Below are 13,145 nucleotides of genomic sequence, written 5' to 3'. Positions count from 1 at the left end.
ATGAGGGGGGGGGATGTCCACGGCAGGCCTGATGATTCTTCCGATGGAAGAAGGATACGCGCGGGAGCGCCTTGCCGAGGTGGCAATAAGACGGGCAAAAAGGCGATTATTCCGGGCTTTGCAGTGCGTGCCCGCCGCATTGCGCAGGTGGGCCTGGATCGCACATGGCCTCGTTCGGCGGCACGGGCGGGGGCGTGGCCCGCCCTTCCTCAGCCGCGAATTTTCCGCATCCGCTCGGCGGGCGTGATGATGTCGGTCAGGCGGATGCCGAACTTGTCGTTGACCACCACGACTTCGCCCTGTGCGATCAGCGTGCCGTTGACCAGCACGTCCATCGGCTCCCCGGCGAGGCCGTCCAGTTCCACGACGGAGCCATGCGCGAGTTGCAGCAGGTTGCGGATGGAAATCTTCGTTCGGCCCAGTTCGACGGTAAGCTGGACGGGAATGTCCAGAATCATGTCGAAGTCGTTGAGCGTGCCCGAGCGCGGCGATGTTGCACCGAAGTCCGGGAACAGATGGCTCGCGGGCTTTGCCTGGTACGGTGACTCAGCCGCGGCGGCGGCAAGGTCCGCGGCAACGCGGCGCGCTTCTGCGTCGGTACCGCTTTCGGCGGCCGACTGTTCCATCATCGCTGCGGCCCAGTCGTCTTCGGTGATCTGGTTCTCGATATCGTTGTCAGCCATTCTGGCCTCCGAGTAATGGGGAGTCGGCCTCTTCATTGGCGATGAAGCGCTCGACCTTGACCGCGTAGTTGGTGCCTTGCCGGCCGTAACTGAGTTCCAGTACCGGGGTGCCGTCGACGTCGCCTTGCAGCATTTTTGGGACGTCGATCGGTATGACGTCGCCGACGCGCATGTTGACGATGTCGCGCAACGTGACCTGTGCGGCGCCCAGGTTGCATACCAGTTCGACTTCGGCAGTCTGCAGCTGGCGCGTCAGGAGATTGATCCAGCGGTTGTCCTGACTCAGGTGGTCGCTCTGCATCGTCGAGTAGAGCAGATCGCGGATCGGCTCGACCATCGAATATGGAAAGCAGATGTGCATGTCCGCCTGCGAGCCGCCAAACTCCAGCGAAAAGCTCGCCGAAATCACGATTTCGGAGGGTGTTGCGATGTTGGCGAACTGGGAGTTCATCTCCGAGCGCACGTATTCCATCTCGATTTTGAACACCGGCGCCCAGGCACGCGTGTATTCGGCGAACACCACGCCAAGCATGCCCTGGATGATGCGTTGTTCGGTCGGCGTAAAGTCGCGTCCCTCCACCCGCGAGTGGAAGCGGCCGTCGCCGCCGAACATGTTGTCCACGACCAGGAATACCAGGTTCGGGTCGAACACCACCAGCCCGGTGCCACGCAGCGGCTTCGCGAGCACCAGGTTCAGGTTCGTCGGGACCACGAGGTTGCGGACGAATTCGCCGTATTTCTGCACCTTCACCGGGCCTACCGAGACTTCGGCGTTGCGGTGCATGTAGTTGAACAGTCCGATACGCAGGTAGCGGGCGAAACGCTCGTGGATGAGCTCCATGGTGGGCATGCGCCCACGTACGATGCGCTCCTGCGTTGCCAGGTTGTACGGCCGCACGCCGGACTGTTCGCCCGACTCTTCTTCCAGCTCCTCGGGCTCCCCGGCAACGCCCTTGAGCAGGGCATCGACTTCATCCTGGGAGAGAAAATCGGAAGACATGGCCGTCCGTCTCCTTACTGCACGATGAAAGAATTGAAAAGGACCGCCTGGATTGGGCCGGTCGGTGCCGCGGTAGTTCCCTCCCGCCTTGCCACAGGCGGCGCGCCCAGTACGCGGTTGGTGCGCTCGACGATTTCATCGGCGAGGTCTTCGCGGCCTTCCGTAGTGGCCAGTTCCGAGGGCAGCTTGCTCGACAGTATCAGATTGATCTGATGCCGAATTTCCGGCATGAATCCCTTCAGGCTCTCGCCCGTTCTTGCGTCGACGACGCGCAGTGCCAGCACGACCTGCAGGAAGCGCTCGCCTTCAGCTGGCGCGAGGTTAACTACAAAGGGTTCAAGGGCCACGAAGGTCGGCGGCTTGTTCAGATCCACCACGGCTGTTGCCGGTGCCTTCCCCGCCTGATCGTCTTCCGTGCCAGAACCCTTCTTCAGCAACAATACACCCACCACCGCGGCGATCAGCAGCAGCACTACCAGCACGGCGGCCATAATGATGATGATGAGCTTTTTGCTCCTTTTCGGAGCCGGGGCCTGTTCTTGCGCTGCTGGAGCGGGGGGGGCCTTTGCCATTAACTTCTCCTGTTTCCACAATTGAATTATGCGCGAGAATAACCTCGGCCGAATTGCGGAAAAGTGGGGCAGAGCGGCCCTAATTCAAGCGCTTCAGGCGAAGGTGTCGACCATGCCGCGGCCCGCATGCGACCAGTTGCTTGACGCCGTGCTTGCCATCAGTCCCTCGGGTCCGGCGCTTTCGAGGCCCGAGCCGCGACCCGGGCGCGAACCGCCACTGCCGCTATCCTGCTGTGCACGCTGGTCGCTGGAAGTGCTGACGTTGGCCTGGCCAAGGTTGATGCCGGCTTGCTGCAGTACCTCGCGAAGGCGCGGCATGGCCTGTTCCAGGGCGTCACGGGCGGCAGATGTGGCAGCGATGAAATGTGCAGTGGTCTGGTCGCCGTTGATCTGGATCGAAACTTCAAGTTTACCCAGATGCGCGGGCGTTAGCACGAGTTCCGCCTTCGATTCGTGGCGACCCACCATCCACATCATGCGATTTCCCACATCCTCGGCCCATACCCGCTGTCCGGCTGGCGTGTGCACCGGCAATTGGGGTACCTGCGCTTGTTCGGTCCGAGTGCCGGGGTTGAATGCGGCGGCCTGCAGGCCGGCCGCCTGTGCGTCGGGCGGCAGGGATTGCAGTGCTGCGCCATTTGAGGTGCTGGGCAAAACGGGAACCTGCAGGCGCGCCTTGAGCGCCCCTGCATCTCCGGTCGCCGGTGCGGCGTCGCCTTTCGATGTCCGGCTGGCGAAGGCGCCGAGTTGTTCGCCGAATCCGCCTGCTGGATTGTCCGCCTGTGCGCCGGGCGTGGCCTTGCCGCTGGCTTCGGCGATGAGCTTCTCCAGAACGGATGCCCCCGATTTCTGCGCGTCGGGGTCGAGCAGCTTGTCGGACGTCAATGCACTGTCGGTGCTGGTGCCGGCAAGTGTGGCCGGTAGGGCGGCAACTCCCGGCATGAGGGCGGCAAGGCTTGCCGCCAGGGCAGGATCGACTGCTTGGTCGGGCGCGCTTGGTGTTTCGTCTGCGCCTGCGGATTCGCTTGTCGCTGGCTCGTGTTCGGCGGTTCCGGTTTGTGCGACCTTTGATTCGTCCTCAGCCGAGGGCTCGGGGCGGGATTCGGTTTCGCGTCGTGATTCCGTAGTGGTATCGGTGCGCGGGCGTTCAGCCGCCCGCGTTGGTGTGCGTGCAAGGTCGGCAGCGCGCTCCGGTTCCGGACGGACAGGAGGGCGATCCTCCGCGTTCATGCGGCGTTCCAGCGCGCGCGAGAAGTTGTCGTCCGTGACTTCGTTGCCGGTGGAGCGGTTTTCCTGGGAGGCTCGCTGGAACATCTGCGCTGGCCCCGACGGCGCAGTGGCGCGCAGCATGTTGCTCAATACCGGGTCTGACATGGTGAATTCCCTTTCACGGCTGGTTCTGCCGTGATCACGCAAGGCGTATGCCAGCTTGCAGAACGGGAAATGCCGTTCAGGACTCCTCGGCTTCCCCGCGGTCGCGGTAGCGGTTGGCCGAATGTTCGTCCGATTGATGCTGTTCGACCCGGGCAGCCTTCTTCGCTTCGCCCACTTCGTGCCGCTTTTGCAGCGTATCGAAGGCCTTGACCTTGTTGCGCTGAGTCATCCAGGCATTCTGCCCGGCTGCGGTCAGTTGCCGCGAACGATCGACCTGGGTCTTCTGGATTGCGATGGCTTCGTCAATGCGGCCGATAAACGCACTGAAGTTCCGCCATGCCTCGGGACTGATGCCATTGCGTGCGGCCTCGTGAAAGCGGGACTCATACTCGTCACGATAGTTCTGCAGCAGTTCGAGCTTGCGCGTGCCTTCCTGCTCGCTGGCAATCAACTCGCCAAGGCGGCGCGCCGCGTCGTCCATGCGGTTCTGGCTCAGGTCCAGCAGCGGTTTGAGGGGAAACGGATTGGTCATCGTGAACGTGTCGCCTGTGCCCGATGCCGCCGCAAACCGGCAGTGCACGGAAGTGTTGTACTGCTAATTGTAAGAGGTGATTCGGATTCCCGCTTGTGCGACAAGTCACCCGGTCGCAAACAACGCGTCCAGATGTGCGGTCGCTTGGGTGTAGGTTTCCTGCTCGTTGATGCGTTGCTGCAGGAAGGCCTCGAGCTTGGGGTACATCGCCACCGCCTTGTCGAGCAGCGGGTCGGAGCCGGGCTGGTAAGCGCCGACAGCGATCAGGTCGCGCGAACGCTGATAGCGCGAAAAGAGTTGCTTGAAGCGTCGCACGAGATCGAAGTGCTCCTGGCTGACAAGTCCATGCATCGCGCGGGAGATGGATTGTTCGATGTCGATGGCAGGATAGTGGCCCTGGTCGGCCAGCGAACGCGAGAGCACGAAGTGGCCGTCGAGGATTGCCCGTGCCGAGTCGGCGATCGGATCCTGCTGGTCGTCGCCTTCGGCCAGCACGGTGTAGAACGCCGTGATCGAACCGCTGCCTTCGAGGCCGTTGCCGGCGCGTTCCACCAGCGCAGGCAGGCGCGCGAACACGCTTGGAGGGTAGCCGCGCGTAACCGGTGGTTCGCCGATCGCGAGGGCAATCTCGCGTTGCGCCATCGCATAGCGTGTCAGCGAATCCATGATCAGCAGTACCTGTTTGCCGTGATCGCGGAAATATTCGGCGATGGTGGTGGCGTAGGCAGCACCTTGCAGGCGCATCAGCGGACTGGTATCGGCGGGCGCGGCGACGACGACGGAGCGAGCACGGCCCTCGGCGCCGAGGTTCTGTTCGATGAATTCCTTGACTTCGCGACCCCGCTCGCCGATCAGGCCGACGACGATCACGTCTGCCGCGGTATAGCGGGCCATCATGCCGATCAGTACCGACTTGCCGACGCCGGAACCGGCGAACAGGCCGAGCCGCTGCCCGCGTCCGACCGTGAGCAGTGCGTTGATCGCGCGAATGCCGACATCGAGCGCAGTGTTGATCGGCGCCCGCGTCAGCGGATTGAACGGGCGGCTCTGCAGCGAACGGCTCTCCGCGCTGTCGAGGGGGCCGAGGCCATCGAGCGGACGCCCGGCGCCATCGACCACGCGTCCGAGCAATTTGTCGCCCACCGGCAGGTGTTTGGCGCGATCCGATGTGCGCCGCCGCGGGACCGGTTTGGCGCCAACTGCGAGTCGCGCCGACCGCGGTTCGACCGGCATCACGGGGGCGCCGGGGGCCAGCCCGAACACGTCGTCGGTGGGCATCAGGTACAGCTTGTCGCCATTGAAGCCGACCACTTCCGCTTCGACGGTTGCTCCGCCGCTGGCAGTGATGCGGCAGTCAGCGCCGAGAGGCAGCCGCAGCCCCGCGGCTTCCATCACCAAGCCGTTGATGCGGGTCAGGCGCCCCGACACCTCGAACGGGGAGATCGTACCGAGCAGCCGGCGGTGTTCGGCGAGATAGCTGGTCCAGGCATCGGCGTGGCGCATGGTCAGGCCTTTTCCTCCCATGCCGTGTCGCCGCGGCCGAGGCCTTCGAGGATTCGCCGCCAGCGGGTCTCGAGCGTGGCGTCGATTTCGCCACTGGGTGTGTGCAGGCGGCAGCCGCCGCGGGTGACGCTGTCATCCTCGAGAAGCTGGTGGTGGACGTGTACGGATTGCTCCGCAAGAAACTCGCGAACGAGCGCCATATCGTCCGGATGCACGTGAATGCGCACCTGGGACTGCGGCAACTGGTGAAGTGCTGTCCGCACCGTGTCGTTGATCGTCGACGGATGATCGGCGAGGGTGTGGCGCACCATCTGGCGTGCGATTTCGACCGCGAGCGCGACGACCTCCTCGGCAACGTCCTGGTCCAGGCGTTTGAGCGACTCATCGAGGTCGTTAGCGAGGTCGGCGAGCCGTTCCGCCTGCTGGCGCGCCAGTTCGGCCCCTTCCGCGAAACCGGCGGTGTAGCCCTCGCGGCGCGCATCCTCGTACATCGCTTCGATATCGGCGGCGGTCGGCAGCTGGATTGTCGGCTCCGGTGCCGGCTCGGGAAGTGAGGCCGCGGGCGGTTCGGGTGGAGGAAGTGGCTCGGGCTCCGCCGGTGTCACGTGGACCTGCGCCTGCCCGGGGTCGTCCAACGAGGGCGGCTCCCAGCGCCGGTAGGCCCCCACCGCCTGGTGGCGCGAAATGCTCATGGGCGCCCTCGGCTGTCGTGCTGCGGATGATTGGAGCATTTACACGAAAGCATCTTCGCTTCCCTTGCCGCCCAGCATGATCTGGCCTTCCTCGGCCAGGCGGCGAACGATCTTGAGGATTTCCTTCTGCTCCGCCTCGACTTCCGACAGGCGCACCGGCCCCTTGGATTCGAGATCCTCGCGCAGCATATCGGCTGCGCGCTGGGACATGTTCTTGAAGATCTTTTCGCGCAGTTCGGGGGCTGCACCCTTGAGCGCAGTCACCAGGGAATCCGACTGTACCTCGCGCAGCAGCGTCTGCACGCCGCGATCGTCGATGTCCATGATGTTTTCGAACACGAACATCTCGTCGAGAATCTTCTGTGCGAGTTCCGGGTCGTATTCGCGCACGTTGTCGAGCACGGCCGTCTCCGCGCCCGCGCCGACGAAGTTGAGAATTTCGGCGGCGTGCCTTACACCCCCCATTGACGCTTTCTTGACTGCGGATGCACCCGACAGCATGCGTCCGAGCGCCTCGTTCAGTTCCTTCAATGCGGTCGGCTGAACGCCGTCGAGCGTGGCGATGCGCAGGATCACGTCGTTGCGCAGACGGTCCGGAAACTGTTTGAGGATCTCGCCCGCCTGGTCGAACTCCAGGTGCACGAGAATCGTTGCGATGATCTGCGGGTGTTCATTCTTGATCAGGTCGGCCGCGGTTGCTGCATCCATCCATTTCAGGCTTTCGATACCCGCCGTGTCCGATCCCTGCAATACGCGCGCGATAATGTGACCGGCGCGGTCGTCGCCAAGTGCCTTGGTCAGCATCGCGCGGATCTGTTCCTCGTCCGCTTCGACCGGTGCGCCTTTCAGGTGGTGGGCGTCGAGTTCGTCGAGCACCGCTTCGACACGCGTGCGTTGTTGCGACGGCAGCGTGGCCATCGCCATACCGAGTTTCTGCACTTCCTTCGGTCCCAGCAATTTGAGGACTTCGGCCGCTTCGTCGGAGCCTAGTGCCAGCAGCAGCAGCGCGCTTTTTTCCAGACCTTCTTCAGGCGTGCTCATTTCTTCCCGTCCTCATTGGAACCCATCCATTCCTTGATCAGGTTCGCCACCACCCTCGGATCGGATTTGGCCAGTTCCTTGGCGCGCGCCAGTTTGTCGTCGAAGTTTGACGCAGGGACACCATGCGACAGGCTGACCACTGCATCCTCGTCCTCTTCTTCGGTTTCCGTCGCGGCGGGCGGCGGCGCAACGCTGCGCAGCAAGGGACGGATGACACCGAAGTATACGAAGGCCAGGGCGATCAGAATCACCGCATACTTGAGTGCTTCCTTGCCCAGGTCGACCATCTCGGGATCCTTCCACACCGGCAGCGCCGGCGCCACATCGCCCTTCGCCGTGGTGAACGGGGCACTCGAAACGTTGAGGCTGTCGCCACGCGGTTGGCTGAAACCCATCGCCTCGCGTACCAGGTTGGTGATGCGTGCGATCTCATCGTCAGAGAGCGCGACCGTTCGTGTCACGCCATTAGGCAACGTTTCATTGCGGTGATTCACCACGACGGCGACGGACAACCGGCGCACCTGGCCGAGCGCCTGCCGCGTGTGCTGGATGGTACGGTCGAGTTCGTAGTTGATCGTCGCAGCCCGGTTGCCATTGAATGCGGCAACGGGTCCGGCTGTCGTTCCGCTCGCGACGCTGGGCGAGGTGATCGGCGCCGTCGCCGGCACCGGCGGCTGATTGCTCAGTGCGCCGGGTACGCCCTGCGCAGCGGGATCACGCATGCCCTGTTCATTGGTCTGCTGACTGCGGATGGCCTGATCGGGCGAGGGGTTCGGTTTGAAGGTTTCGGCGGTCGCCTCGACCTGGTTGAAATCGACGTCGGCGGTGACTTGTGCCTTGAAGTTTTCCGCCCCCACGATCGGGTTCAGGATCGTTTCGATGCGGCGGATATAGCCGGATTCGACCTCGCGCACATAGCTCAGTTGAGTTGCGTCCAGACCTGCAGTGCGCAGGGGGTCGGCCCGATGGGTGAGCAGCGTGCCGTTCTGGTCGACCACGCTGACGCGATCATTGGCTAGTTGCGGCACGCTGGATGCGATCAGATGCACGACGCCCGCCACCTGCGTGGCGTCCATGTTGCGTCCCGGGTGAAGATTCACCATAACCGAAGCGGTGGGCTTCTGTTCGTCGCGCAGGAAGCCGGACTGCTTCGGAATTGCCAGATGCACGCGCGCCGATGCGACCGACGCAATCGACTGGATCGTGCGTGCCAGCTCACCTTCGAGCGCGCGCTGGAAATTCACCTGCTCATGAAACTGCGATACGCCGAGCTTCTGATTCTCCATCAGCTCGAAACCGACCAGACCGCCTTTCGGCAGGCCTTGGGCGGCAAGGCGCAGGCGAACGTCGTGCACCATCTGCGAGGGGATCAGGATCGCGCCGCCGCCGGGCGAAAAACGGTAGGGCACGTTCTGCTGCTGCAAGGCGGTGACGATGGCGCCGCCGTCGCGCTCTTCCAGGTTGGAAAACAGCACGGCGTAGTCGGGCGCGCGTGTCCATAGCCACACGCCGACCAGCATCGCCACGGCGATGGCAATGGCGGCCGCAGCCGCGAGTTTCTGACGCTGGCTCAATTCATTGAAGCGCTGCAACGCCTGCTGGGCCGGCAGTGGCGTTCCCCGCGCTGCGGCGGTGTCGGCGGTAGCCATGGTCGAGTCCTTGAATTACGTCACATTTTCCGATGACCGCATTGTCCGTCCGCGAAGGCAAATCGTGCGAGTGGAAAAGCGGCATTTTTTGCCGCCTATTTGCCGGTTACCATAGACCCACCACGGCTTAATCTGCCAGCCGTGAAATCGGATCTGCACGCCATGTCTGCTGACTCGCCATCTCCCGGTACGCCGGCCGGGCCCGCGCCTGGTGCGCCACAGCGCCTTGACGCCGCGCAGCTGGCCGAAGCATTTGCGATGTTCTCGCGTGCATCCGAAGAGTTGTCGACCGCCTACAACGCGCTGCAGGGACAGGTCGCGCAACTTACCGAGCGGCTCACCGTGCTGCTTGGTGCGCTGCCGGCGGGGGTGGTGATGCTCGACCGCGGCGGTCATGTCGTGCAGTTCAATCGCGCCGCGGAAAGCCTGTTGGGTACGGGGCTTGCCGGCCGGTGCTGGGATGAGCTGGCCGTTCGACTGATCGCTACCGAAACGCCGGGCGAACTCAATCTTGGCGACGAAGTGGGGGCACGGCGCGTCTCGCTCTCCGAGGCGGCACTGGAGTCCGGAGAAGGGCGCATCATCCTGCTTCACGATGTCACCGATACCCACCGCATGCGCCTGCAGGCCGAGCGTAACGAGCGGCTCGCCGCGATGGGCGAGATGGTCGCCGGCCTGGCGCACCAGCTGCGCACGCCGCTGGCCGCGGCACTGTTGTATACGGGGAACCTGCGTCAGCCCGAACTCGCCCCCGCCGACCGTACACGGGTGGCCGACCGTGCCATCGAGCGCCTGCGTTATCTGGAACGCCTGATTCGCGACATGCTGCTGTTTGCGCGCGGAGACAGTCTCGGGCGACAGCGCTTCGGCATCTGTGATCTGGTCGGCGAGCTCGTGCACACCCTCGAACCGCTGGCGCGCGCACGTCAGATCGAGTTCTCCTCGCACTGCGACTGCGGCGAACTGACCTTGCTGGGTGACCGCAAGGCGCTCGGAGGGGCACTCACCAACCTGCTGGAGAACGCCATCCAGGCCACCGATGCCGCGGGCAGCGTGGCGCTTGCGGCAACGCTCGAAGGCGAGAGCGTGTGTTTCCGCGTCAGCGACAACGGCCGCGGCATCGAGGCGGCACACCAGACACGCTTGTTCGACCCCTTCTTCACCACCCGGGCAGACGGTACCGGCCTCGGGCTGGCGATTGCGCGCGGGGTTGCACGTGGTCACGGCGGTGACATCGCGGTCGAATCCAGCCTGGGCAAAGGGTCGCTGTTTACCCTTAGCTTGCCGCTGCTGCGCCCCGAAGAGGGCGAATCGGGACAGAACTCCAAGGACTTCACATGATCGAAAAGATCAATATTCTGGTCGTCGAGGACGACGCCGCGCTGCGCGATGCCGTGTGCCTGACGCTGGAAATGGGCGGCCATCGCGTCACCGGCGTGGACGGCGGCCCGTCTGCGCTGATCGAAATCGGTCGCCAGGCGTTCAACCTCGTCGTAAGCGACCTGCGCATGCAGCCGATGGACGGATTGCAACTGCTCGGCGAAATCCGCTCGCGCCTGCCGCAATTGCCGGTATTGTTGATGACTGCTTACGGCGAGGTGGACAAGGCAGTCTCGGCAATGCGCGGTGGTGCCTGCGACTTCCTGATGAAGCCCTTCGAGCCGGAAGTGCTGCTGGAGCATGTCCGGCGCTATGCCGCCCAGCCGCCCAGCGCCGATGACATGGTCGCCGACGATCCGCATACGCGCAATCTGCTGGCGATGGCCGCGCGTGTGGCCGACACCGATGCAACCGTCCTCCTTACCGGCGAATCGGGCACCGGCAAGGAAGTGTTCGCGCGCTACATCCACGTCCATTCGTCACGCCGCGGCGGGCCCTTCGTGGCGATCAATTGCGCAGCGATTCCCGAGAACCTGCTCGAAGCCACACTGTTCGGCTACGAGAAAGGCGCCTTTACGGGGGCGCAGACGGCCCAGCCGGGCAAGTTCGAGCAGGCGCAGGATGGCACCATCCTGCTCGACGAAATTTCGGAAATGCCGCTGGGCCTGCAGGCAAAGCTGTTGCGCGTACTGCAGGAGCGCGAGGTCGAGCGCGTCGGCGGCAAGAAGCCGGTGAGCCTGGACATCCGGGTGCTAGCGACCAGCAACCGCGACATGGTGCGTGAAGTTGCCGCCGGGCGTTTCCGCGAGGACCTGTATTACCGCCTCAATGTATTTCCGCTCGTTATCCCCGGTCTGCGAGAGCGCCCGGGCGACATCCTGCCGCTTGCGCGGCATTTTCTTTCCCGTCACGGCGAAGTGCTCAAGCGGCGCGCGCGCCTCAGCCCCGAAGCCGAGCAGTTGCTCGTGTGCCACGCCTGGCCGGGCAACGTACGTGAGCTGGAGAACGCGATGCAGCGCGCGCTGATCCTGGCTGGCGGCGATACGATCACCGCCGATACCGTGCATCTGTGCTTGCCCAACTGGGTGGCAGCCGGACCCTCGACCCCCGCAGACTCGGCTCCTCGTGCTGGCGCAGCTGTTCTACCGGCAAGTCTTGCCGCGCATTCGGAAAATATTGCCGTTTTGGGACGGTCGCAAGCGGTAGAAAAGGATCTGGCACGCCCCGCAAACATGAAGGATCTCGAGCGCGAGCACATTCTGGCGACGCTGCGAGAGGTGGGTGGCTCGCGCAAGCGCGCTGTCGAAAAGCTTGGCATTTCGGAACGAACCTTGCGTTACAAACTCCAGCAGTACCGCGACGAAGGGCATGAGGTGTAAGCGTAATCTGGAGCGCCGCGACGGCTTCGCTGTATCCGGATAAGCCTGCGTCTGGTGCCAGCGTGTGGCGTGGCCGAATTTTGTCCATGCGCCCTATTGGCATGGCGATTGCTCTGCTAGACTGGGAGCAACGGATACTCGGTCTCAGGGGTCGAGATTATGGATACGCGTGGAATTGATCAGATGATTGGCGAGTTGCGCTCCACGGCGCAAACCGCGGCAGGCAAGTCGGCAGCGCAAAGCACGCCGGCCGCTGGTGGCGTTGACTTCGCCGAAGTGCTGCAGGGTGCCCTCAAGGACGTGAGCGCCGCGCAACAGGAAGCCCGTGGAATGGCGCAGGAATTTTCCACCGGCGATCCGAACGTCAACCTTCAGGATGTGATGGTGAACCTGCAAAAGGCCAGCCTGTCATTCCAGCAGATGGTCCAGGTGCGTAACCGTCTGGTGACGGCGTATCAGGACATCATGAATATGCCGGTTTAGTTTTGCCTGGATTCAGGAAAAATGGCCGCTCGATGAGCGGCTCTTTTTTTGTTCCGTGTTTGCGTGCGGCGGAGGCCCTCAGCCGGGTTCCCGGGTCTTGCGCTCGCGCTCGAGCTTGAACATGTAGCGCTGGATGCGCGCCGTCATCTGGCTCGACAGCCCGATGAATTCGCACCCGGCACGCATCACCTTCACGCCATTCGGCCTTTCGACCTGAAACAGGTTGCGCACTTTCAGTCGCACGGCCAATGGCTCACCGTCTGGCAGCTTGAGACTGCACTGACTGAATTCCGCTCCCGGTTCAAACGAAATATCGTCCGGCGGTACGGCAATGGCCAGACCGCCACCGCTGATATCCAGGATCCGCACCGGGATGGATTTCTTGCGCCCATCCGGCAACTCCTGTGCGATCGAGCAAATCAGTGGATCCGATTGCGGCGTGGAAAGGCGGAAATACTCCCGGCGTTGCAGGCGCAGGATACTGTCCGGAATCGCCGCACACAGGGCGGGCCGGTTCTCGTACACGGTGCATGCTGGTGCAACCAGTGCGAACTGCAACCTGACGTTGTCCAGGCGCGTCGTGCAGACGACTTGCGCAGCGTTCCCAGCGCGAGCGGTGAGCGCCTCGTCGGGGCTGGCGTCGATGATCAGCGATCCGCCATCCGGGGTTACCGCCAGCGCCACCGTGATGAATGACGGTCCGCGATCGACATATGCGGTGAGCAGCACCCGCTTTTCGATCAGTGCGTTGAGCAATTGCAGAATCTCGCGCCGGTCGTGCACGGCATAGCGTGCAAATGTCTCCGGATTAAGGGGTTGCAGCGGGTTGGTGTCGTCGGACTGGTCGCGCATGCGAA

The 13,145-nt window shown here is 63.5% G+C and carries 13 protein-coding genes; 3 read left to right on the top strand and 10 right to left on the bottom strand.

Annotated features, from left to right (window positions below):
• Positions 1–209: 209 nt before the first annotated feature.
• From fliN to fliF, 9 genes are all read right to left on the bottom strand, one after another.
• Positions 210–683, bottom strand: a complete 474-nt coding sequence (gene fliN, locus GPA25_RS16780) for a flagellar motor switch protein FliN (RefSeq protein WP_169261552.1) — start codon at positions 681–683, stop codon at positions 210–212.
• Positions 676–1,683 (bottom strand): flagellar motor switch protein FliM, encoded by a 1,008-nt coding sequence (gene fliM / locus GPA25_RS16775; protein ID WP_169261551.1) that lies wholly within the window; start codon positions 1,681–1,683, stop codon positions 676–678. Before fliM ends, fliN begins: the two co-directional genes overlap by 8 nt.
• Positions 1,684–1,697: 14 nt before the next feature.
• On the bottom strand, positions 1,698–2,255 hold the full coding sequence (locus GPA25_RS16770; RefSeq protein WP_169261550.1) for a flagellar basal body-associated FliL family protein: 558 nt from the start codon (positions 2,253–2,255) through the stop codon (positions 1,698–1,700).
• A 93-nt stretch (positions 2,256–2,348) separates the two neighbouring features.
• Positions 2,349–3,629: a flagellar hook-length control protein FliK gene (locus tag GPA25_RS16765; RefSeq protein ID WP_169261549.1), complete on the bottom strand. Its 1,281-nt coding sequence runs from the start codon at positions 3,627–3,629 to the stop codon at positions 2,349–2,351.
• Between the two features lie 76 nt (positions 3,630–3,705).
• The gene (gene fliJ, locus GPA25_RS16760; RefSeq protein ID WP_169261548.1) at positions 3,706–4,161 is read right to left on the bottom strand and encodes a flagellar export protein FliJ; all 456 of its coding nucleotides are present in this window, start codon (positions 4,159–4,161) and stop codon (positions 3,706–3,708) included.
• 105 nt (positions 4,162–4,266) lie between these two features.
• Complete coding sequence (fliI, locus tag GPA25_RS16755; protein WP_281357729.1) at positions 4,267–5,685, bottom strand: flagellar protein export ATPase FliI; 1,419 nt, start codon at positions 5,683–5,685, stop codon at positions 4,267–4,269.
• Entirely contained in the window at positions 5,667–6,356 is a 690-nt protein-coding gene (locus GPA25_RS16750; protein ID WP_169261547.1) for a flagellar assembly protein FliH, read from the bottom strand. Before GPA25_RS16750 ends, fliI begins: the two co-directional genes overlap by 19 nt.
• Positions 6,357–6,395: 39 nt before the next feature.
• Positions 6,396–7,397: a flagellar motor switch protein FliG gene (fliG, locus tag GPA25_RS16745; RefSeq protein ID WP_169261546.1), complete on the bottom strand. Its 1,002-nt coding sequence runs from the start codon at positions 7,395–7,397 to the stop codon at positions 6,396–6,398.
• On the bottom strand, positions 7,394–9,046 hold the full coding sequence (gene fliF, locus GPA25_RS16740; protein WP_169261545.1) for a flagellar basal-body MS-ring/collar protein FliF: 1,653 nt from the start codon (positions 9,044–9,046) through the stop codon (positions 7,394–7,396). Before fliF ends, fliG begins: the two co-directional genes overlap by 4 nt.
• 162 nt (positions 9,047–9,208) lie before the next feature.
• Here fliF and GPA25_RS16735 point away from each other — a divergent pair, with 162 nt between their 5' ends.
• The 3 genes from GPA25_RS16735 (at position 9,209) to fliE (ending at position 12,288) form a co-directional block, all read left to right on the top strand.
• Positions 9,209–10,387 (top strand): sensor histidine kinase, encoded by a 1,179-nt coding sequence (locus GPA25_RS16735; protein WP_169261544.1) that lies wholly within the window; start codon positions 9,209–9,211, stop codon positions 10,385–10,387.
• A complete protein-coding gene (locus GPA25_RS16730) occupies positions 10,384–11,805 on the top strand; it encodes a sigma-54-dependent transcriptional regulator (protein ID WP_169261543.1) in 1,422 nt (473 codons plus the stop codon). The genes GPA25_RS16735 and GPA25_RS16730 overlap by 4 nt, the downstream gene beginning before the upstream one ends.
• Positions 11,806–11,964: 159 nt before the next feature.
• Positions 11,965–12,288 carry a flagellar hook-basal body complex protein FliE gene (gene fliE / locus GPA25_RS16725; RefSeq protein WP_169261542.1) on the top strand — a complete coding sequence of 108 codons (324 nt, stop codon included), beginning with the start codon at positions 11,965–11,967 and terminating at the stop codon, positions 12,286–12,288.
• Positions 12,289–12,366: 78 nt separating this feature from the next.
• Here fliE and GPA25_RS16720 read toward each other — a convergent pair whose 3' ends face one another.
• Complete coding sequence (locus tag GPA25_RS16720) at positions 12,367–13,140, bottom strand: flagellar brake protein (RefSeq protein ID WP_169261541.1); 774 nt, start codon at positions 13,138–13,140, stop codon at positions 12,367–12,369.
• Positions 13,141–13,145 lie beyond the last annotated feature (5 nt).

It is taken from the genome of Aromatoleum diolicum (assembly GCF_012910955.1).
Lineage (GTDB): Bacteria > Pseudomonadota > Gammaproteobacteria > Burkholderiales > Rhodocyclaceae > Aromatoleum > Aromatoleum diolicum.
Note: the sequence above shows the minus strand (reverse complement) of the source record. Positions and strands in the feature narration are given on the sequence as shown.

Coding starts and splice junctions, on each gene's coding strand:
- GPA25_RS16730 (WP_169261543.1), top strand. CDS start 10,384: ATGATCGAAAAGATCAATATTCTGGTCGTCGAGGACGACGCCGCGCTG.
- fliM (WP_169261551.1), bottom strand. CDS start 1,683: ATGTCTTCCGATTTTCTCTCCCAGGATGAAGTCGATGCCCTGCTCAAG.
- fliJ (WP_169261548.1), bottom strand. CDS start 4,161: ATGACCAATCCGTTTCCCCTCAAACCGCTGCTGGACCTGAGCCAGAAC.
- fliG (WP_169261546.1), bottom strand. CDS start 7,397: ATGAGCACGCCTGAAGAAGGTCTGGAAAAAAGCGCGCTGCTGCTGCTG.
- fliF (WP_169261545.1), bottom strand. CDS start 9,046: ATGGCTACCGCCGACACCGCCGCAGCGCGGGGAACGCCACTGCCGGCC.
- GPA25_RS16750 (WP_169261547.1), bottom strand. CDS start 6,356: ATGAGCATTTCGCGCCACCAGGCGGTGGGGGCCTACCGGCGCTGGGAG.
- fliI (WP_281357729.1), bottom strand. CDS start 5,685: ATGGGAGGAAAAGGCCTGACCATGCGCCACGCCGATGCCTGGACCAGC.
- GPA25_RS16720 (WP_169261541.1), bottom strand. CDS start 13,140: ATGCGCGACCAGTCCGACGACACCAACCCGCTGCAACCCCTTAATCCG.
- fliN (WP_169261552.1), bottom strand. CDS start 683: ATGGCTGACAACGATATCGAGAACCAGATCACCGAAGACGACTGGGCC.
- GPA25_RS16765 (WP_169261549.1), bottom strand. CDS start 3,629: ATGTCAGACCCGGTATTGAGCAACATGCTGCGCGCCACTGCGCCGTCG.
- fliE (WP_169261542.1), top strand. CDS start 11,965: ATGGATACGCGTGGAATTGATCAGATGATTGGCGAGTTGCGCTCCACG.
- GPA25_RS16770 (WP_169261550.1), bottom strand. CDS start 2,255: ATGGCAAAGGCCCCCCCCGCTCCAGCAGCGCAAGAACAGGCCCCGGCT.
- GPA25_RS16735 (WP_169261544.1), top strand. CDS start 9,209: ATGTCTGCTGACTCGCCATCTCCCGGTACGCCGGCCGGGCCCGCGCCT.